The following is a 20,094-nucleotide window of genomic DNA, read 5'->3' on the forward strand; positions in this document are numbered from 1 at the left end:
CTCTGTGCCGCCACGCCCCCTTAAGTGTCCGTCTGCATTCTGCCCAGAGCCGTCAGGTCGCGCGCGGGCGGGAAACCGTATGGCTTGGCACTGCCCGGACGGGCTTTTGAAGGTGTGAAGACGGCAATCGCTTCGCTATCAGAGCTGCGTGGTGCAAGAAATTGGCATTTTTTAGCCGTAGAGCCAATATGTTGCAAGAAGCGGGACCTGCGTTCAGAGAGAATTCGGCTCCGCCGCGAAAAAGAAAGCCGGAGATTACCGTTTTCCTTGCCTGCGAATGCCGGGAAACTGTTCGAAGCTGTGTTTTTGATGCTGCTCATCCGGACCGGAACGCGCCTGGATTGGAAAGGTTCCGCTTTCGATGCTGCATTGCAGAAGAATACGTCCTCCTAGCCGACCTGCTTGACGATCCAGGCCCGGAAAGCCTGGCTGACCGGATTTTCCAGCTTTCCCTCCGGCACCACCAGATAGTAATTGTTCTCCGTCTGCATCGGCCGATCGAAGACGACGCGCAGCCGGTCGGCGACAAGCTCCTGCTCGATCAGGTACCGCGGCACCAGTGCAAAGCCAAGCCCGGCAACCGCCGCCTCTATGACCATGGAAAACTGGTCGAAGCGATTGCCGCGATAGGCGGACTTCATCTCGCCGCCATTGCTTTCGAACCACTGCGCCCACATTTTCGGGCGGGTGGCGAGATGCAAGAGCGGCTTGTGCTCCAGCTCTCCCGGTTCCTGCATCGGATTGAGCGCAAGAAGTGCCGGGCTCGCCACGGGCACGATGATCTCGCTGCAGAGATAGCTGCAGGTGGCATGCGCCCAGACCGGCTGGCCGTAGTGAATGGCGAGATCGAAATTCTGCTCCTCGAAATCGAAAGGTTGGGAGCGGGAAGCGATATTGATCACGGTGCCCGGATGTTCTTTCAGGAAATCCGGCAGACGCGGCGTCAGCCAGCGGCTGCCGAAGGTCGGCAGCGACGCAATGGAGAGTGTCGATTCCGAACGGGCGGAGGCCATGGCGCGAACCATCAGCTCTTCGGATTGCGTCAGTAGCCGGCGCACTTCGGGCAGGAATTTTTGACCTGCATCGGAAAGAATGACCCGCTGGCGGACGCGCTCGAACAACAGCACGCCGATCTGGCTTTCGAGATCCTTGATCTGGCGGCTGACGGCACTCTGGGTGAGGTTCAGTTCGGCCGCCGCCTGCGTGAAGCTGCCGTGACGCGCAGCACACTCGAACGCCTGCAGCGTGGTGACGTCGGGGACCAGTCTTCTGCTCAACTTCATTCCAGCCTCGCATGATCATAGTCGGAACTGTCGCAATCAATGCCCGTTCGACCCACATATGATACGAAATGAGAATGATCACCGTTATCCCTTCCATACTGCGAGGCGCGCTGCCGTGAAAGAGAATAGTTTCGTATCCACCGACGATATCCGTATCGCCTTTTCCGGCGCGATGTCGGCCATGTACCGCGCGGAAGTGCCTGCCTACGGCACGCTGATGGAGCTGGTGGGCAAGGTGAACGCAGAAACGCTCGCCGCCGATCCGGATCTGCAGGCTCGCCTTGAAGACACGGATTCTTTGGAGCGCATCTCCGAGGAACGCCATGGTGCGATTCGGCTCGGCACGCCTGCCGAACTGTCGATGATGCGCCGGGTCTTTGCGGTCATGGGCATGCTGCCGGTCGGCTACTACGACCTGTCGACCGCCGGCGTTCCGGTTCATTCAACCGCGTTTCGCCCGGTCGGCGATGCCAGCCTGAAGAAGAACCCCTTTCGCGTCTTTACCTCGCTGCTGCGGCTCGACCTGATCGCCGACGAGACCCTGCGCACCGAGGCCGAGCAGATCCTGTCGAAGCGCCAGATCTTTACCGATGGCGCCATCGCGCTGACGGAAAAGGCGGAAAGGCAGGGCGGCCTCGACAAGGCCGATGCCGAGCGCTTCGTTGCCGAGGCGCTGGAAACCTTCCGCTGGCACGACAAGGCCAATGTCAGCCCGGACATGTACCATCGCCTGCATGAGGCCCATCGGCTGATCGCCGATGTCGTCTCGTTCAAAGGCCCGCACATCAACCACCTGACGCCGCGCACGCTGGATATCGATGCCGTCCAGGCCCGCATGCCCGATTACGGCATCTCCCCGAAGGCAACCATCGAGGGCCCGCCGACCCGCAGATGCGCCATCCTCCTGCGCCAGACCTCGTTCAAGGCGCTCGAAGAGCCTGTCTCCTTCCAGTCTGAAGATGGCGGTTGGCATGAGGGCTCCCACACCGCCCGCTTCGGCGAGATCGAACAGCGCGGCATCGCCCTGACCCCGAAGGGACGCGCGCTTTACGACGAATTGCTGAATGCATCCCGCAAGGTGGTTCGTCCGGCAGCTGACGGCTCGAACACCGCCGAGTATGAAAAGGCACTTTCCGACGCCTTTATCCCCTTCCCCGACACCTGGGCCGGCATTCGCGCCGAAGGCCTTGGCTATTTCGCCTATTCGCTGACCGCCGAAGGCCGCAAGACAACGGCCGATGGGTCCAGGAGCCTCGACAGCCTGATCGCTGAGGGTCTCGTGCAGTTCGACCCGATCGTCTACGAGGACTTCCTGCCGGTCAGCGCCGCCGGCATCTTCCAGTCCAACCTCGGTGACGAGGCCGCCCAGGATTTTGTCGCAAGCCCGAACCAGCAGCGCTTCGAGCTCGATCTCGGTGCCAGGGTACTGAACGAGTTCGATCACTATGCCGGTATCGAACAGGTATCGATCGCCGATATCAGACAGATGCTTTCGTCTGCGCAAGCGGCGGAGTAAAGCTGAAGCGATGATCGAGCAGAACCACGTCGCAGCACTCACCACACTCCTCGGTGACAAGGGTATTGTCACCGAAGGCAATGACGTGGCCGCCTACCAGACCGGCGCACGCTACGACCAGGGCCGCGCCGCAATCGTCCTGCGCCCGCAGACGACCGAAGAGGTTTCGGCAGCTGTTGCCTACTGCGTGAAAAACGGCATCGTTCTCATCCCGCAATCCGGCAATACCGGTCTTGTTTCAGGCTCCACGCCGGATTCCACCGGCGCGCAGGCTGTGCTCAGCCTCGATCGCATGACCCAGCGTTTCGATCTCGACCTCGACAACCGCTCGCTGCGCGCCGATGCCGGTCTCCGCCTTTCGGACATCAATCAAAAGCTCGAAAAACACGGCCTGTTCTTCCCGATCGACCTGGGCGCCGATCCACGTCTCGGCGGCATGCTCGCCACCAATACCGGTGGTTCGCGCTTCCTGAAATATGGCGACGTGCGTCGCAACACGCTGGGTATCAAGGTCGTTCTGGCCGATGAAGAGGGCACGGTCCTCGACCTGACCTCGGAGCTGCGCAAGAACAATACCGGCATCGACTGGAAACAGGTTTTCATCGGCACCTCCGGTTCCTTCGGCATCATCACCGAATGCGTTGTGAACCTCGAGCCCCTGCCGAAACAGGTGGCGACCGCCTATCTGGTCCCGGCCAGCGGCGCCCATGTCATGCCGCTATTGCGGGCTATGGAAGACAGGCTCGGGGCTTATCTCTCGGCTTTCGAGGGCATCTCGAAGAACTCGGTCACGGCGGCGCTCGATCATGTGCCATCGCTGAAGAATCCGTTTCAGGGCGGCAACGTGCCCGATTATGTGATCCTTGCCGAAATCTCCCGTACCTGGGAACCGCGCGAGGGAGAGCAATCGCTGGATGCGGTGCTGGAAGCGGTCCTTGCCGAGATCTGGGAAACGGATGAAGCGCCGCTCGCCGATGCCTTCGTCGGTCCCGCCCATGAAATGTGGGCGTTGCGGCATGCCCTGTCGGAAGGCGTAAAGCATTCCGGAAAGTTGATCGCCTTCGATCTTTCCTTTCGCAGAGGTGATATCATGGCCTTCTGCGACCGCATGAAGGCCGATATGCCGCAAGCCTTTCCGGAGGTGACGATCTGCGACTTCGGCCATATCGGCGACGGCGGCGTGCATTTCAATCTGGTGGTGCCGAAGGACAGCGCTTCGGCGTCGGACACGGATTTCGAACGGCGGCTGCGCGACTGGGTGTTTGCCATCGCCGTCCAGGATTTCAACGGCAGCTTCAGTGCCGAACATGCCATCGGCCGCAAGAACCAAGCCTATTACGACCTCTATACGCAACAGAAGATCAAGGACATGGCCCAGGGCCTCAAAGCCATCACCTCGCCGGGAGATCTCGGTGCGGTGCGCTTTGGATAATCCACCAGCCAAAAACGGGAGTTTGCTCATCATGAACATTGCAACGAAGACGGTGAATGTCGTTCAGGAAACGGCAGCACTTCTGGAGAAGCTCGGCGTCTCCAGGGATCTCTACACGGGCGGCGACATGGCCTCCTTCTCGCCGGTCACGGGCGAACAGATTGCCAGCCTGAAGACGGTAACGGCCGCTGAAGCCGCCGCCAGGATCGAAAAGGCCGATGCAGCATTTCGCGCCTGGCGTCTGGTCCCGGCACCCAAGCGCGGCGAACTGATCCGCCTGCTCGGCGAGGAACTGCGCGCCAGCAAGGCCGATCTCGGCCGTTTGGTTTCGATCGAAGCCGGCAAGATCACCTCGGAGGGCCTCGGCGAAGTTCAGGAAATGATCGACATCTGCGATTTCGCCGTCGGTCTTTCCCGCCAGCTCTATGGTCTGACCATTGCTACCGAGCGCCCCGGCCACCGCATGATGGAAACGTGGCATCCGCTCGGCGTCATCGGCGTCATCTCCGCCTTCAACTTCCCGGTCGCCGTCTGGGCCTGGAACTCGGCGCTTGCTCTGGTCTGCGGCAATGCCGTCGTCTGGAAGCCATCGGAAAAGACCCCGCTCACGGCACTTGCATCGCAGGCTATCCTTGATCGTGCCATTGCCCGCTTCGGCGATGCGCCGGAAGGCCTGACCCAGGTTCTGATCGGCGACCGCACCATCGGCGAAGTGATGGTCGATCATCCGAAGGTGCCGCTGGTTTCGGCCACGGGTTCCACCCGCATGGGCCGCGATGTCGGTCCCCGCCTTGCCAAGCGTTTTGCCCGCGCCATTCTCGAACTCGGCGGCAACAATGGCGGTATCGTCTGCCCGTCGGCCGATCTCGACATGGCGCTGCGCGCAATTGCTTTTGGTGCGATGGGCACGGCCGGCCAGCGCTGCACGACGCTGCGCCGCCTGTTCGTCCATGAAAGCGTCTACGACCAGCTCGTTCCGCGCCTGAAAAAGGCCTATTCGAGCGTTTCGGTCGGCAACCCGCTGGAATCCACCGCCCTCGTCGGCCCCTTGGTCGACAAGCCGGCTTACGACAACATGCAGAAGGCGCTTGCCGAAGCCAAAGCCCACGGCGGCTCCATCACCGGCGGCGAACGCGTCGATCTCGGCCATGCCAACAGCTATTATGTCAAGCCGGCCCTGGTCGAAATGCCGAAGCAAGACGGCCCGGTCACCGAAGAAACCTTCGCGCCGATCCTCTACGTCATGAAGTACAGCGACTTTGACGCTGCCGTTGCCGATCACAACGCGGTCGGCGCCGGCCTCTCTTCGTCGATCTTCACGCTCGACCTGCAGGAAGCCGAGCGCTTCCTCTCGCCTGACGGTTCCGACTGCGGCATCGCCAATGTCAATATCGGTACATCCGGTGCTGAAATCGGCGGCGCGTTCGGCGGCGAAAAGGAAACCGGCGGCGGCCGCGAATCAGGCTCCGACGCATGGCGCGCCTACATGCGCCGCGCCACCAACACGATCAACTATTCGAAGGCCCTGCCGCTGGCACAGGGCGTCTCGTTCGACATCGAATAATCGAGCAGGATCGGTCATGACCATCAACACCAAGGTTGAGGAGGCGGGCTTTGCGCCCGCCTCGCGGATTTCCACGATCGGCGTCTCGCAGATCCTGAAGATCGGCGCGCGGGCGCAAGCCATGAAGCGTGACGGCAAGCCGGTGATCATTCTCGGTGCCGGCGAGCCCGATTTCGACACGCCGGATCACGTCAAGCAGGCGGCCTGCGATGCCATCCAGAGCGGCAAGACCAAATATACCGCGCTCGACGGCACGCCTGAGCTGAAGCAGGCGATCCGGGACAAGTTCGCCCGCGAAAACGGCGTTTCCTACGCGCTTGACGAAATCACGGTCGCCACCGGCGCCAAGCAGATCCTCTTCAACGCCATGATGGCGACGCTGAACCCCGGCGACGAAGTGATTATCCCGACGCCCTACTGGACCTCCTATTCCGACATCGTCGAGATCGCCGAGGGCAAGCCTGTGCTGATCGCCTGTGATGCCGAAGCGGGTTTCCGGCTGAAGGCCCAGCAACTCGAAAAGGCGATCACCCCCAAGACCCGCTGGGTCATGCTGAACTCGCCGTCGAACCCGTCGGGTGCCGCCTACAGCGCGGAAGACTATCGCCCGCTGCTCGACGTGCTGTTGAAGCATCCGCATGTCTGGCTGCTGGTCGACGACATGTACGAGCATATTGTCTATGACGGTTTCAAGTTCGTCACCCCCGCAGCGCTTGAGCCGGCCCTCAAGAGCCGGACGCTGACCGTTAACGGCGTCTCCAAGGCCTATGCCATGACCGGCTGGCGCATCGGCTATGCCGGCGGCCCGCGCGACCTGATCAAGGCGATGGCCGTGGTGCAGAGCCAGGCGACCTCGTGCCCATCCTCGATCAGCCAGGCCGCCTCGGTCGCCGCGCTGAATGGCCCGCAGGATTTCCTGAAAGAACGCACCGCCAGCTTCCAGCGCCGCCGCGATCTGGTCGTCTCGGCGCTCAATGCCATCGACGGTCTCGATTGCCGCACGCCGGAAGGTGCCTTCTACACCTTCTCCGGATGCGCCGGCATGCTCGGCAAGACCACACCCGGCGGCAAGCGGATCGAGACGGATACCGATTTCTGCGCCTACCTGCTCGATGACGCCCATGTCGCCGTCGTGCCGGGCTCGGCCTTCGGCCTGTCGCCGTTCTTCCGCATCTCCTATGCAACCTCGGAAGCGGAACTGCGCGAGGCGCTGGAGCGGATTGCCAAGGCCTGCGCCGCTTTGCGGTAAGACCCTCGACCCCTCCGCTACAATCAGAAAGAAGTTCAACCCTGCAGTTCCCAACGGCAGGGTTTTGTCTGCCGAAAGAATTTTGCGCCGCTCGAAATTGCTGCTATCCGGTAATTGCAACCATCAGGACTCACAGTGCCGTCACCGGACACAGACAGGGGCAGCCGGAGCATGTTCTCCAGTTTACGGCAATCGACCGATATCATTGAAAATATCCGGAAGAATTCGTTCGAGCCCGCCCATGCCGACTATTACAAGGGCAAGCCGGGCCGCCCGCTCAATCTCATTCTCAAGGCGCGCCACGATTTTCTATCGGTCTGGCGCAAAGCCGACTATGCCGACCGTGTCAACGTCACGAAAATCTTCGGCCGGCAGATCGTCGTCGTCAATTCCCCCGACGCGATCCGCTATGTCGTCGCCAAGCGCCACGAAAATTTTGAACGCAAGACGCCGCAGATGCGGCGCGCACTGGAATTCCTGCTCGGCGACGGATTGTTTATTTCCGATGGCGAGACCTGGAAGCAGCGCCGCCCGCTGGTCAACGATATCGTTCACAAGAACCGCCTGCCGACCTTCGGCAAGATCATGGAAAAAACCGCGAGCGAACTCGTGGAACGCTGGAGTGCCATGCCCGACGGCGCGCCGGTCAACGCGCTTTTTGAGATGGCCGGATTGACCGCGGAGATCATCGCCCGCAGCGTCTTCGGCAATGACCTTGGCGAGGAGGCGGCCAACGCTGTCACCGAAGGTTTTGAAAGCTATCAGTCGCTGATCGACTCCATCAATATCGGCTACTTCCTTGGCTTCGACGAGGGCCTGCCGGTGCTGCGGACGCCGAAGCTGCGCCGCTCCGTCTCGCGCATCCACCAGATCATCGACAAGGTGGTCGAGGATCATCTGGCGGGCCATGGAGACGACAATTCCATGGTCGAGCTTCTGGTGCGGCGACAGAAGCGCAATCCGGAACTGAAGCTAGACGTGGTGGCGCTGCGCAACGAGGCGGCAACAATCTTCATGGCCGGCCACGAGACGACGGCGGCGACGCTGACCTGGGCCTGGTACCTGCTGTCGCGGGCGCACTGGGTCGAGAAATCTCTGCACGAGGAAATCGCCCGCGTCTGCGGCAACCGCGTGCCGGCGCTCGACGACATCCCGCAGCTGGAATGGTGCCGCGCCATTATCGAGGAAACGCTCAGGCTCTATCCGCCCGTACCCATCCTCGCCCGCCAGGCAAAGGAAGCCGACCGAATCGGCGATATCGACATCAAGCCGGCCTCGCTGGTCCTCATCGTGCCGTGGACGCTGCACAGGACGGAAGCCTTCTTCAAGGATGCGAACCTCTTCAAGCCGGAGCGTTTCCTGAACGGGCAGAAGCCCATCCCGTACAGCTACATCCCCTTCGCCAGCGGACCCCGCGTCTGCCCGGGCCTGCAATTTGGCCTCAACGAGGCGATCCTGTGCCTGGCGATCCTGGCCCAGCGTTTCAAGGTACGGGTGGCGGAGAATGCCAAGGTCGAGCCGCAATGCCGCCTGACGCTGCGGCCGCGCGGCGGCCTGCCGGTGACGCTGCATCGGCGCGAAGGAATATAAGCCATGGCCGAATCACAGAAGAAAACTGGACCGACAAAACGGCAGGCCTGGGTTTATGAGCGGCCTCCATCCCCGCCGATCCTCGATCTTTTTGCCGGGGCGGAACGCAGAAAGGCAGCCTTTCGCTATCACATCCGCGGCAACATCCAGAATACCCTCGATCTTGCCGTCCATTTCGGATTGAAGGCGTTGCCGACCGATATGTGTTCGGGGATTGGTGCCTGGCTTGGCACGTTCGCCATTCCGCGCTGGCATCAGGGTGCCGTCAAGAAGGCGAGAAAAAACCTGACGCGCCTGCTGCCCGACGCGACAGAAGAGGAACGAGAGGCCATTCTCAGGCGCAACTGGCAGAACCAGGGCCGCGTGATGACCGAGTTCTCGATCATCGGGCGATTGGCCAAACCTTCCAGGCGGGTTGTCTGGCACAATCTCGAGAGAATCATCGAGGCGAAGAAAAAGGGCCCGGTCATCATGGTCGGGCTGCATCTTGGAAACTGGGAGATTCTCGGTCCGAAACTCGTGGAACTGGGATTCGAGCCATCCGCCAACTACACGCCGCCGACCGGACGCGCCCGCGCCTGGATCGCAGACCGCCTACGCGTGAAGCTCGGATATCGCCTGATGCCGCCAGGCAAGGACGGGATTCGGCCGGCGATCAAAATCCTCAAGAACGGTGGCGTCATTTCGATCTTCTGCGACGAGGGATTTGCCGGCAAGATTCGCGGTCCCTTGCTGGGTCGCGCACCGCATCTGGAAGGCAATCTCGCCATCGTCGTCCGGCTCGCCAGGATGACCGGGGCGACGATCTGCCCGGGATATATCCTGCGCAAAGAGGGGGCGAATTTCGAGGCTTTCGCGCTGCCATCAATCGTTCTTCCGACCGAAGGGGCCTCCGGTGACCGTCTGATTGATGATATCGTTCTTCTGAACTCGGTCATCGAGCCGGTCATTCGCAAGCATCTGGACCAATGGTATTTTCTCGACAACGCCCTTTGACGCAGATTGCTGGAACACATCGGAAAATCGTCGTCTCTCTCCAATGCACGCATTCGGGAATGGCGCGATGCGGGGCCGCGGGAAAGCCGGCTGCATCGCGTATTAAACTGACAGGCCGTCGGCTCAAAGGATGAAATACTCTTTCGACAGCGAGATGGCATCATCCAGATGAATGGCAAAGTCGACCTTCTTGTCGCCGTTCGTGTCACCATAGACGTAGGTGTCGGAGGCCCGCTCGATGTAGCGCAGTTCGCCCGCGTTGCCCGTGAAGACTGCCGTGCCGAGATAGGTGAAAGCCTGATTGCCTGATGTCATCGCATTGGCGTCGATGGCCGACAGGTCTATGTGGTCACCACCCATGCCCGAGAAATCGTAGATCGTGTCACGCCCGGCCATGGCGACGGTGCTGTCGGCCAGCGTCCTGAAGACGAAGGTATCGCCACCCGCGCCGCCGGTCAGATCATCAGCGCCAAGGCCGCCGAGGAGAGTATCGCTGCCATTGCCGCCATTGAGGAGATCGTCGTCGGAGCCACCGGTGAGCAGATTGGTGCCGGTATTGCCATAGAGCTTGTCCGCATGGCTCGAACCCGTCAGCCTCTCGATCGAGACGTAGGTATCACCCTTGGCCTCGCCGGTGTTGGCGGCCGCATTGGCAAGGTTGGCCGTGACGCCAGCCGTGGCGTTGGAATAGGAGGCGGTATCGGTCCCTGCCCCGCCGTCGAGTTTGTCCGCCCCCGCACCGCCGTTCAGCGTGTCGTTGCCGTTGCGTCCCGACAGGACATTGGCCGCGGCGTTGCCGATCAGGATGTCGGTGGCGTTGCCGCCCGCCGCGTTCTCGATCACCACGCCGTTGGCGATGGTGTATCCCCCCGTCAGCGTTTCGGATGTCGAAATCCAGCCGCCGCCGCCGATCTCTGCCTTGAGGCTGGCGGCACGCAGGTCGATCTTCGCCCGGCTTTCGCCGACATAGTCGATGGTATCCACGCCGCCGGTATCCCAGATGGTCGTATAGCCGTGATTGAAGTCCACATCATCGCTGAACGTGTAGGAATCGTTTCCGGTGTTGTGGGCGCGCGCTCCGTACATGTGCTGCAGCGCGGCGATGTCGATCGCGCCATACGAGCCGGGCTGTGCGTTCACTTCGGTGCCGATGTCCACGGCCGTCGTGAACGGATTATCCTCTCCGAGGAAGGGAGAGGTATATCCCATGACGGTGTAGAGCTGAGAATTGAGATAACCGGTGCCTTTGTCCGCCGGGCCATCGACGCCGGGCAGTTTGGGACCGAGTGAAACGTCATGCGGGTGCTTCAGTCCGAGAGCATGTCCCGTCTCATGGAACCATGTCAGGGAAAACGTCCCGAGCTTGACGGCATCGGCCGAACCGGCGACGTCGCTATTGATGCCGACAATGGAGTCGATCGTGGTCGCGCCCGGTCCCGGAACGCCGGATTCGCCGCCGCCGCCCTCCGCGAGCTTGAAGTTGATGTTACCCGCCGTGGCGACTTCCTTGAAGTTCAGCTGGGTGAAGGCCTCGATATTGTCGATGATCTCCCGGTAGAAATCCTTCCAGTCGCCTTCGTTGAAATCGGCAATGCCGTTGCTGTTGATGTCGCCGGCAGCAAAACTGTAGGTGACGCTCGGCCCCTTCCAGGATCCTCCGTCGATCAAGCCGTTGAGGACGGCATTGTTGGAGAGAATGACGGGCTTGTATGCATCTGCCATGAGGTTTCGCTTCTATTTGGCTCTGAGTGCGACATACGGGATCACTGGAATTTTGAGGACGTGATCAATCCAGGGCCTCATCCCCGATTTGATGGCTATTGCGCCGGGCCGAAGAACCAAGCCTCGATCCAGCGTCTCGCCGGGATACTGCGAACGCATCAGCACGGGATCAAGCCGCAACAATTCCGATCGCCCCAATAGGGTGGAATGCTTCGAGAAAACAGCGCCTTGCGGGGGCGTTTTTGTTAAACTCACGCACTGTTTCCACTATTGTGCGCGTCGCGGATACTCGTCGCGCTGAACGGACACCACGCTTCCCCCTCGCATGGGTGATGGATGTCCTGCGGTGTCAAGCCACATGGCAGCCTCCCGGAAGCCATTTGATCCCGGGCAATCAGAGCAGGATCAAAGCAAAGGTCACAGCGAGAGCCTGGCCGCCTTGCGCTGACTGTTCATGATCGAAGGATGTTCAGGCCCGGCTTTGCGGCGGCCATGCTCTCTCGACGGATCAGCCGGCTCGGCACGACGATGCGCGTGGCGGTTCTGATATGTGCCTGCTCGATCCGTTCAATCAAAAGGGCCACCGCCGCCTGCCCCATTTCCTCCACGGGCTGCTCGATGGTCGAAAGTGGCGGGGTGCTGAACTCGCACACCGGTGAGCCGTCGAACGAGACCAGGGACAGGTCGGTCGGAATGTTCCAGCCCATGCGCTGTACGCGGCTCATGAACGAGATTGCCATGTCGTCGCTGGTCGCGATCACCGCCGTCGGTTTCACCTCAAGGCGTGCGAAGTCATCCGCCGCCTCGACACCGGTCCGGAAGCCGAGTTGGTAGCTGTGCGCGCCTCCCGATCTCACCACATGCTGTTCGGAAAGCCCGGCTTCGCGCAATGCTTCAAGCGCGCCGCCGTAACGCTCCACGTCATGGTAGTTTCCGGTCGGGCCGGCAATATAGAGAAAGCGGGTGTGGCCCAGCTCTATCAGTTCCTGTGTCGCCTGCCGCACCGCCTGCCGATCATTGGTCACGACACTGGGAAGCGAGGATTCACTCATGTCGAGCAACAACGAGACGATCGGCAGGGCTGTGTCGGCGAGCGAGCGGTTGCCGTCGACGGGAAGTTGCGACGAGAAAATGATCACGCCCCGGACGGTGCCACCGAACGCGAGGTCCAGGATGTGCTGCTCCGAGGTCTCGTCGCGGTCGAGGTTGGCGATCATCAGGTGGTAGCCGTGCTGGCTCAATGAACGATTGATGCCCTGCAAGATCTGCGGGATGATCTGCGATGCTCCATAATGCAGAGAGCCCGGCAGAATGATCATGATGATGTTCGATTTGCCGACCCTCAGCCCCCGCGCCATGGCATTCGGTGTGTAGCCGAGCTGCTTGGCCGCGGCACTGATCTTGGCACGCGTCTTCTCGTTCACGCGGCCCGGATTGGCGAGTGCGCGGCTGACGGTCGAGATCGCCACGCCTGCAAGCCGCGCCACATCGGCCATCAACGGGCCAGAGTGCTCCTCCGCGGGCACGTCTTTGTTTTTTTTCACGTTTCTGTCTTTCGTCTGAATGCCTGCCGCTTCGAATCCTAAGGCAATCGACGCCATTTAGCAAACGTTTGCCAAAAACCACTTGCATAAAAAAGCGACTTGGCTATTATCTAGCCACGGCAAACGATTGCCACTTTCTAATGCATTGAAAAATTTACGGATTATCCGATGTGGAATGACACTTCCGCAAACGATTTTCCATGCACAGGAACTGGATTGACCATGACTTCCAGCGACAAGCTCCGCTTCGGCGTCGACCTCGTGACCTTCTTCCATCCCGGCTTCTGGGGCGTGGACGGCTATGACGGAATCATCGCGCATTCCCGCGCCCAGCCACGGGCCTTCTGGGACAAGATCCTCGACAGCGTCCAGGCCTCGGGCGTTACCGGTGTCGAACTCACCTTCTCACCGTTCAACTGGCAGGACGCGATCAAGACCTATGGCTCCGTCGAGGCCTTCGCAGCACAATTGTCCAGTCGCGGTCTGCAGCTTGCCAGCGGTTTCTTCGCCGAACTGGAGGCGGCAGGCGATTTCACCAAACCGAGCGCGCAGACTGCCATCATCGACAAGGCGGAACGATACGCCGACTTTCTGACGGCCTGCGGCAGCGATGTGATGGTCATCGGGGCGCCGCTGCGCCAGACGCTCGGCGCCCGGCCGGTCCGCTTCCACGATTTCGAGCAGGCCCGCAAGATCGCCGATTTCCTCAACCGTCTCGGTGCCGTTCTTCATGCGAAAGGCGTCAGGCTTGCCCTGCACACCGAGGCCCACTCGATTTTCGCCGCGGCGCGCGACGTCGATCTGATGATGCTGCTCACCGATCCGGCCTACGTGCACATGTGCCCGGATACGGCGCACATCATCGTTGCCGGTTCCGATCCGATCCAGCTCGTCGATCGCCATCATGAGAGGATGATCATCGCCCACTGGAAGGACGCCCTTGGGCCGATGCCGGCCGATACCCCGATCGACGAGCATATCCACGACCGTCATCGCCCCTATTTCTGCGGCTTCGGCCTCGGCCGGGTCGATTGGCCGGCCTGGATCCGCCTACTGCGGGATCGGGGTTATCAAGGCTGGGCCATTCTCGAACTCGACGCCGCTGCCGACCCGGTCCACGACATTGCAAACGGGCTGACGCTCGTCAGGCAGGCACTGCTGCCGATCTATCGCTGAATTTCGAAGCCAACGACCAACGGCCCCGCCAAGAGGGCCATTTTGAAGAGGTGGAACAATGAAGACTATGATGAAACTGTTTCTGGCCGGTGTGGCGCTCGTCGCCGTCCTCGGCCCGGCCCGCGCCGAGGACAAACCGACGATCGAGATCATGTCGTCCTGGACCTCGGGTGGCGAAGCTGCCGCCCTGAATGTCATCAGGACGGAGTTTGAAAAGCGGGGCGGCGTGTGGAAGGACTCCTCCATCGCCGGCTTCGGTGCAGCCGACGCGGCCTTCCAGAACCGCATCGTGGCCGGCGATGCACCGGGGGCCAAGCAGGGCGTCATCGGCCTTGCGGCAGCCGATTTCGTCAATCAGGGCCTCATGAACCCCATCGACGACGTGGCGACGGCCGGCAAATGGGCGGACACCCTGCCGAAATCGATCCACGCTCTCATTTCCTACAACGGCCAGGTCTATCTCTCGCCGACCGGCGCGCATGGCGAAAGCTGGGTCTTCTATTCGAAGGAAGCCTTTGCCAAGGTCGGCATCACCGAGGAACCGAAAAGCTGGGACGCGTTCTTCTCAGCGCTCGACAAGCTGAAGGCTGCCGGAATCGTGCCGGTCGCCTGGGGCGGCCAGGCCTGGCAGCAGACCAAGGTCTTCAACATGGTCCTGCTCTCCCAGGTCGGGATCGACGGCTTTCTGAAGATCTATGTCGACAAGGACAAGAGCGAGGCTTCCGTCGAAGGGGTGAAGAAAACCCTCGACATCCTCGGCAAGCTACGCGCCTATGTCGACGAAGGTTCGCCGGGCCGCAACTGGAACGACGCGACCGCCATGGTCATCACCGGCAAGGCCGGCGTGCAGTTCATGGGCGACTGGGCCAAGGGCGAATTTACCGTCGCCGGCAAGCAACCCGGCAAGGATTACGGCTGCATGATCGCGCCGGAATCCGAGGGCATGGTCTACGTCGCCGACGCCCTGTGGTTCCCGAAGACCGGCAATGCCGAGACCGACAAAGCCCAGAAGCTGCTCGCCGAAGTCGTCATGGATCCGGCGGTGCAGGTGGAGTTCTCCCTGAAGAAGGGGTCTATTCCCATGCGCGGCGACGTCGACAAGTCCAGGCTGGACGCCTGCGCGCAAAAAGGTCTCGAACTGATGAGCGCCGGCAAGATCGTGCCCGATCAGGCTATCGTCCTGACGCCGCAGCAGGTCGGCGCACTCGATGACTTCGTCGACGAATTCTGGAGCGATGCGTCCGCAGACGCGGCCACCAGCGCCAAGGCGTTCTTCGAGATCTTCGAATAGGATATTGTGCACGGCGCCGGCCTTGAACCGGCGCCGCAGCGCTGAGCCTGCCTGCGTGCTGCCCTTCGCGGCCGCGTGCTTTGTTGCCGCCCGCCCACAAAAGAGTTCGCCGATGCACCCAAAACGCAAGCGCAACCTTGCTGCGACCGTAGCGCTTCTGCCGACATGGTTTGCGGCCATCGTCGTCTACATCGGCACCATGGTCTGGTCCATTCGTCTGTCCTTTACGGATTCGACGCTTTTTCCTTCATCGAACTACGTCGGCTTCGCCCAGTATGCAAAACTCTTTTCCTCTTCCAAGTGGATCGCCTCGCTTCAGAACGTGCTGGTCTTCGGCGTGCTCTACGTGGCCGGCTGCCTCGCGCTCGGTTTCCTGCTGGCGGCCGCGCTCGACCGGAAGGTCCGCTTCGAAAGCGCCTTCAGGACGATCTTCCTCTATCCCTACGCCATGTCCTTCGTCGTCACCGGTCTGATCTGGCAATGGATGCTCAATCCCACATTCGGCATTCAGGCGAGCATTCGCTCGCTCGGCTGGGAGAGCTTCGTCTTCGACTGGGTCGTAAACCGCGACATGGCGATCTACGCGCTGGTGCTCGCGGGTGTCTGGCAGGGCGCGGGGCTGGTGATGGTCATTGCGCTCGCCGGCATGCGCGGCATCGAAGGCGAGCAATGGAAAGCAGCCCAGATCGACGGCATCCCGGTCTGGCGCATCTATGTCTCGATCATCCTGCCCCAACTCGGCCCGGCGCTTGCCGCCGCCGGCATGCTGCTCGCCATGGGTGTGATCAAGACCTATGACATCGTCGTGGCCATGACCAATGGCGGCCCCGGCTCTTCGACCGAAGTTCCAGCCAAGTTCATCATGGACAATCTGTTCGGGCGCCAGAACCTGGGGCTTGCGACGGCCGGCGCCACGGTCCTCGTGCTGGGCGTCATCGCCGCGGTCGCCCCGTTCCGCTACGCAATGCACATGCGCAACAGACCGAGAGGAGCAGCGTGATGGCAAGTCCGCATCCGAACGGCCCCAGGCCGGCCCGCCTGACGGCGGGGAGCATCGGGCTTTACGCCTTCCTCGTCGTTGCGGCGCTGTTTTTCCTGCTGCCGCTCTACACCATGGTCGTCACGTCGCTGAAGACCATGGATGAGATACGGCTGGGGCAGATCTTCGCCCTGCCCGCGACGCTCGATTTCTCGGCCTGGGCAACCGCATGGTCCGGCGCCTGCATGGGCACTGTCTGTGTCGGCATACGCGCCGGCTTCTGGAATTCGGTAGCGATCACGGTGCCATCCGTTGCCCTTTCCGTGTTCATCGGCGCGATCAACGGCTATGCCCTTTCCCTCTGGCGGCCACGAGGCTCCAGCCTGCTGTTCGGCCTTCTCATGGCCGGCGGCCTGATCCCCTACCAGATTTTTCTCTATCCGATGGTCCGGGCGATGGCGAACATCAACCTCTACAATTCGGTGCCGGGCATCGTGCTTGTCCATGTCATCTTCGGCCTGCCATTGGTGACGCTGCTGTTCCGGAATTACTTCGTCAGCGTGCCGGAGGAGCTCTGCAAGGCGGCACGCGTCGATGGCGCCGGCTTCTGGCGGATCTTCTTCGAGATCATGCTGCCCATGGCCGTGCCGATGGTCGTCGTGGTCTCGATGCTACAGTTCACCGGCATCTGGAACGACTTCCTGCTCGGCCTGGTCTTTGCCGGACGCGACAACCTGCCGATGACGGTTCAGCTGAACAACATCGTCAACACCACGATGGGCGAGCGCACCTACAATGTGAACATGGCGGCAACCATTCTGACCGCCCTCGTCCCGCTCGCCATCTATTTCCTGTCCGGCCGCTGGTTCGTGCGCGGCATCGCCGCCGGCGCAGTCAAGGGGTAACGCTTCATGCAATCCGCCGTTTCCGTCAAGGACCTCAAGATCGCCTATGGCGACCACACCGTGATCGAAAAACTGTCGATCGACATCGCTCCCCGCGAGTTCCTGGTCCTGCTCGGCCCATCCGGCTGCGGCAAGTCCACGCTTCTGAATGCCATTGCCGGTCTTCAGGACATCACGTCAGGCGAGGTCTGGATTTCCGGCAAGAACGTCACCTGGGAGGAGCCGAAGGATCGCGGCATCGGCATGGTCTTCCAGTCCTATGCGCTTTATCCGCGCATGACGGTACGGAAAAACCTGTCCTTCGGCCTGCGCGTCGCCGGCCTGCCAAAGGCCGAGATCGAGGCCCGTATCGGGCGTACTGCGGCCCTTCTTCAGCTCGACAAGCTCTTGGACCGGCGCCCCGCCGAGCTGTCGGGCGGCCAGCGCCAGCGTGTGGCCATCGGCCGGGCGCTCGTCCGCCAGGTGGATGTCTTCCTGTTCGACGAGCCCCTCTCCAATCTCGACGCCAAGCTGCGCAACGAGTTGCGCGTCGAGATCAAGAAACTGCACCAGAGCCTCGGCAACACCATGATCTACGTAACCCACGACCAGGTCGAGGCGCTGACGCTGGCCGACCGCATCGCGATCATGAAGGACGGCGTGATCCAGCAATTGGCCTCGCCATCGGAGATCTATCACCGCCCGGCCAGTCTCTTCGTCGCCGGCTTCATCGGCGCACCGGCGATGAATTTTATCGAGGGAAGCATCGAACTGAAGGATGACGGCCCCGCTTTCGTCAGCAAGGGGCTGAACGTCGATCTCGCCGGCTATGCCTTTCAGGCTCCACCGCGGGGCGGGCCGGCGACCCTTGGCTTTCGACCCGAACACATCGCCCTCGATGGCGCGGCCAAGGGGTTACCGACTCTGATCGGGCGGGTGTCGGTCGTCGAACCCATGGGAGCGGATGCCGTCGTCTGGTTCGATTGGGCGGACAGGAGCCTGTCGCTCAGGGTGATGGGGGACGTTGCCTTGCAGCCGAACGAAGACATCGCGCCGGGGCTCGATATCGCGAAGGCGTCGCTGTTTGGCGCCGATGGATTGCGTCTGTGACGCGCTAAGACAGGATTCAGAAATACATGTCTCACATTCTTTATGACGCGCTGGTGATCGGCTCCGGCGCCGCGGGATCTTTTGCGGTCAAGGAGCTGACCGCGCAAGGATTGTCCGTCCTGCTTCTGGAGGCCGGCCCCGAGATCGGGCCGAAGGATTTCGATCCCTCGCGCAAGAAGGAACCGGCAAGCAGTATCAACATCTGGGAACGGGCGCGGGCGACGCTTAAAGGCCAGCCAATCCAGGCGCGCGCCGCATTCTTTACGGAGCGCTTCAGCCGCTTCTTCGTCAACGATCGCAAGAACCCCTACACCACGCCGGCCGACGCGCCGTTTCTCTGGATCAGGGGGCGTCAGGGCGGCGGCCGCCTGCACAGTTTCGGCCGGGTGCTGCTGCGCTGGACCGATGACGACTTCAAGATCAGGTCGCTGACCGGCAAGGGCGAGGACTGGCCGGTCTCCTATGACGAACTGGCTCCTTTCTACGCCGAAGTGGAATCCTATCTCGGGCTGCACGGCAACGAGGACCATGTCTCCACCCTGCCGGATGGTGTCTATGCCAAGCCGGCGAACCTCTCGCCGGCCGAAGAGGTCTTCAAGCAAACGGTCGAGAGCCGCTGGCCGGAGAGACACGTCGTCTCCTGGCGCTATATCGCCCCGGATGCGGAGCGGGTCCCGCGTCCGCTGCGGGATGCGCAAGCAACCGGACGGCTGACCATTCGATATAATGCGGTCGTGCGCCGCATCACGGTGGACGAGCACACGGGCCGCGCCACCGGCGCGGAATTCGTCGATCGTGCGACGGGCATGGTGGAAACGGTCCTGGCCGCAACGGTGGTGCTTTGCGCATCGCCGATCGAGAGTGTTCGCCTGCTATTGAACTCGGCATCGGCAGCCCATACCGGGGGTCTTGGAAACAGCTCCGGCACGCTCGGGCGCTACTTCATGGACCAGCTTCCCTGCCTGGCTTTCGGTTCCTTTGCGAAGGTCAAAGGCTGGGCCCCGGACAAGTCCGCGCCCGAGGATCCGTTCTACAATCCCTCCGGCGGCATTTTCATCCCCCGTTTCGAGCAGGTCGCGGGCGCTGCGCCGCGCGGCGACTTCAACTACCAGGGCAGCGTCGGCCGCGCGCCGGTATCCGACGACACCCCGGCCCGGCTCGCCTTCTTCGGCTTCGGCCGGATGCTGCCCTATGCCGACAACCGCATCACGCTTGACCCCAGGCGAAAGGATGCCTGGAACATACCGGTTCCGCACATCCGCTGCGCCATGCACCAGGAAGAGCATGAACTCTTGCATCGACAGGAACAGACGCTGGTCGACATGGTGCGGGATGCAGGAGGCGACCTGGAATTCATCGGCTCGCCCCATGGGCTCAAGGAAATGGGACAAGGGGCCTTCCCCGACGCCGATATCTTCAGCCGCTTCCTGTTCCGCAAATGGTTCAAAAAGACGATGTGCATGGGCGCTGCGATCCACGAAAGCGGCGGGGCCAGAATGGGCGTGTCGAGCCAAACCTCCGTTCTCAACCCCTGGAACCGGAGCTGGGACGTGCCCAATCTTATCGTCACCGACGCCAGCGCCTTCCCCGGCAGCGGTATTGCGGGCACCACTCTGACCGTCATGGCGCTCACCATCCGCGCTTGCCGCAAACTGGCTCGGGATTATCGCGGCGGCCTGATTTAGAGTTCAAGGCGAGCGCCACTCCGACACCCTCGACCTTCACCAGTCTGATTTTCATGGGATGTTCGGAGATCAT

At 61.7% G+C, this 20,094-nt stretch carries 16 protein-coding genes; 13 read left to right on the forward strand and 3 right to left on the reverse strand.

Going from position 1 to position 20,094, the window contains the following annotated elements; genetic code table 11:
* Positions 1-84 precede the first annotated feature (84 nt).
* Positions 85-393, forward strand: coding sequence for a hypothetical protein (locus tag J2Z75_RS10330; RefSeq protein ID WP_209851500.1), 309 nt, complete (start codon positions 85-87; stop codon positions 391-393).
* Here J2Z75_RS10330 and J2Z75_RS10335 read toward each other — a convergent pair.
* Positions 390-1,283: a LysR family transcriptional regulator gene (locus J2Z75_RS10335; RefSeq protein WP_209851503.1), complete on the reverse strand. Its 894-nt coding sequence runs from the start codon at positions 1,281-1,283 to the stop codon at positions 390-392. The two genes, J2Z75_RS10330 and J2Z75_RS10335, sit on opposite strands and share 4 nt — an antisense overlap.
* A 115-nt stretch (positions 1,284-1,398) precedes the next feature.
* Here J2Z75_RS10335 and hglS point away from each other — a divergent pair, with 115 nt between their 5' ends.
* The 6 genes from hglS to J2Z75_RS10365 all read left to right on the forward strand — a co-directional run bounded on the left by hglS (position 1,399) and on the right by J2Z75_RS10365 (position 9,630).
* Positions 1,399-2,799 (forward strand): 2-oxoadipate dioxygenase/decarboxylase HglS, encoded by a 1,401-nt coding sequence (gene hglS / locus J2Z75_RS10340; RefSeq protein WP_209851505.1) that lies wholly within the window; start codon positions 1,399-1,401, stop codon positions 2,797-2,799.
* A gap of 10 nt (positions 2,800-2,809) precedes the next feature.
* The gene (locus J2Z75_RS10345) at positions 2,810-4,231 is read left to right on the forward strand and encodes an FAD-binding oxidoreductase (protein ID WP_209851508.1); all 1,422 of its coding nucleotides are present in this window, start codon (positions 2,810-2,812) and stop codon (positions 4,229-4,231) included.
* A gap of 31 nt (positions 4,232-4,262) precedes the next feature.
* On the forward strand, positions 4,263-5,795 hold the full coding sequence (gene amaB, locus J2Z75_RS10350) for an L-piperidine-6-carboxylate dehydrogenase (protein WP_209851511.1): 1,533 nt from the start codon (positions 4,263-4,265) through the stop codon (positions 5,793-5,795).
* A 16-nt stretch (positions 5,796-5,811) separates the two neighbouring features.
* On the forward strand, positions 5,812-7,044 hold the full coding sequence (locus J2Z75_RS10355) for a pyridoxal phosphate-dependent aminotransferase (RefSeq protein ID WP_209851514.1): 1,233 nt from the start codon (positions 5,812-5,814) through the stop codon (positions 7,042-7,044).
* A gap of 171 nt (positions 7,045-7,215) precedes the next feature.
* A complete protein-coding gene (locus J2Z75_RS10360) occupies positions 7,216-8,634 on the forward strand; it encodes a cytochrome P450 (RefSeq protein ID WP_209851517.1) in 1,419 nt (472 codons plus the stop codon).
* 3 nt (positions 8,635-8,637) lie between these two features.
* Positions 8,638-9,630, forward strand: a complete 993-nt coding sequence (locus J2Z75_RS10365; protein ID WP_209851520.1) for a lysophospholipid acyltransferase family protein — start codon at positions 8,638-8,640, stop codon at positions 9,628-9,630.
* Positions 9,631-9,753: 123 nt separating this feature from the next.
* On the opposite strand, the gene J2Z75_RS10370 is transcribed toward J2Z75_RS10365, so the two are convergent.
* Together J2Z75_RS10370 and J2Z75_RS10375 are read right to left on the reverse strand one after the other, a co-directional pair.
* Positions 9,754-11,352: a M10 family metallopeptidase C-terminal domain-containing protein gene (locus tag J2Z75_RS10370; protein ID WP_209851523.1), complete on the reverse strand. Its 1,599-nt coding sequence runs from the start codon at positions 11,350-11,352 to the stop codon at positions 9,754-9,756.
* A gap of 452 nt (positions 11,353-11,804) precedes the next feature.
* A complete protein-coding gene (locus tag J2Z75_RS10375; protein ID WP_209852214.1) occupies positions 11,805-12,896 on the reverse strand; it encodes a LacI family DNA-binding transcriptional regulator in 1,092 nt (363 codons plus the stop codon).
* A 222-nt stretch (positions 12,897-13,118) separates the two neighbouring features.
* Here J2Z75_RS10375 and J2Z75_RS10380 point away from each other — a divergent pair, with 222 nt between their 5' ends.
* The 6 genes from J2Z75_RS10380 (at position 13,119) to J2Z75_RS10405 (ending at position 20,021) form a co-directional block, all read left to right on the forward strand.
* A complete protein-coding gene (locus tag J2Z75_RS10380; protein WP_209852217.1) occupies positions 13,119-14,072 on the forward strand; it encodes a sugar phosphate isomerase/epimerase family protein in 954 nt (317 codons plus the stop codon).
* A 58-nt stretch (positions 14,073-14,130) separates the two neighbouring features.
* Positions 14,131-15,363 carry an ABC transporter substrate-binding protein gene (locus J2Z75_RS10385; RefSeq protein WP_209851526.1) on the forward strand — a complete coding sequence of 411 codons (1,233 nt, stop codon included), beginning with the start codon at positions 14,131-14,133 and terminating at the stop codon, positions 15,361-15,363.
* 112 nt (positions 15,364-15,475) lie between these two features.
* Positions 15,476-16,363 (forward strand): carbohydrate ABC transporter permease, encoded by an 888-nt coding sequence (locus J2Z75_RS10390; RefSeq protein ID WP_209851529.1) that lies wholly within the window; start codon positions 15,476-15,478, stop codon positions 16,361-16,363.
* Complete coding sequence (locus J2Z75_RS10395; protein WP_209851532.1) at positions 16,363-17,247, forward strand: carbohydrate ABC transporter permease; 885 nt, start codon at positions 16,363-16,365, stop codon at positions 17,245-17,247. The genes J2Z75_RS10390 and J2Z75_RS10395 overlap by 1 nt, the downstream gene beginning before the upstream one ends.
* Before the next feature lie 6 nt (positions 17,248-17,253).
* On the forward strand, positions 17,254-18,336 hold the full coding sequence (locus tag J2Z75_RS10400) for an ABC transporter ATP-binding protein (protein WP_209851534.1): 1,083 nt from the start codon (positions 17,254-17,256) through the stop codon (positions 18,334-18,336).
* Between the two features lie 26 nt (positions 18,337-18,362).
* Positions 18,363-20,021, forward strand: coding sequence for a GMC oxidoreductase (locus J2Z75_RS10405; protein ID WP_209851538.1), 1,659 nt, complete (start codon positions 18,363-18,365; stop codon positions 20,019-20,021).
* Positions 20,022-20,094 lie beyond the last annotated feature (73 nt).

This window comes from Rhizobium herbae (assembly GCF_017873135.1).
Classification (GTDB): Bacteria; Pseudomonadota; Alphaproteobacteria; order Rhizobiales; family Rhizobiaceae; genus Pararhizobium; species Pararhizobium herbae.

Bases quoted from the DNA above. Each gene is read 5' to 3' on its own strand.
- J2Z75_RS10335 (WP_209851503.1), bottom strand. From the start codon at position 1,283: ATGAAGTTGAGCAGAAGACTGGTCCCCGACGTCACCACGCTGCAGGCG.
- J2Z75_RS10345 (WP_209851508.1), top strand. From the start codon at position 2,810: ATGATCGAGCAGAACCACGTCGCAGCACTCACCACACTCCTCGGTGAC.
- amaB (WP_209851511.1), top strand. From the start codon at position 4,263: ATGAACATTGCAACGAAGACGGTGAATGTCGTTCAGGAAACGGCAGCA.
- J2Z75_RS10355 (WP_209851514.1), top strand. From the start codon at position 5,812: ATGACCATCAACACCAAGGTTGAGGAGGCGGGCTTTGCGCCCGCCTCG.
- J2Z75_RS10360 (WP_209851517.1), top strand. From the start codon at position 7,216: ATGTTCTCCAGTTTACGGCAATCGACCGATATCATTGAAAATATCCGG.
- J2Z75_RS10365 (WP_209851520.1), top strand. From the start codon at position 8,638: ATGGCCGAATCACAGAAGAAAACTGGACCGACAAAACGGCAGGCCTGG.
- J2Z75_RS10370 (WP_209851523.1), bottom strand. From the start codon at position 11,352: ATGGCAGATGCATACAAGCCCGTCATTCTCTCCAACAATGCCGTCCTC.
- J2Z75_RS10380 (WP_209852217.1), top strand. From the start codon at position 13,119: ATGACTTCCAGCGACAAGCTCCGCTTCGGCGTCGACCTCGTGACCTTC.
- J2Z75_RS10385 (WP_209851526.1), top strand. From the start codon at position 14,131: ATGAAGACTATGATGAAACTGTTTCTGGCCGGTGTGGCGCTCGTCGCC.
- J2Z75_RS10390 (WP_209851529.1), top strand. From the start codon at position 15,476: ATGCACCCAAAACGCAAGCGCAACCTTGCTGCGACCGTAGCGCTTCTG.
- J2Z75_RS10395 (WP_209851532.1), top strand. From the start codon at position 16,363: ATGGCAAGTCCGCATCCGAACGGCCCCAGGCCGGCCCGCCTGACGGCG.
- J2Z75_RS10400 (WP_209851534.1), top strand. From the start codon at position 17,254: ATGCAATCCGCCGTTTCCGTCAAGGACCTCAAGATCGCCTATGGCGAC.
- J2Z75_RS10405 (WP_209851538.1), top strand. From the start codon at position 18,363: ATGTCTCACATTCTTTATGACGCGCTGGTGATCGGCTCCGGCGCCGCG.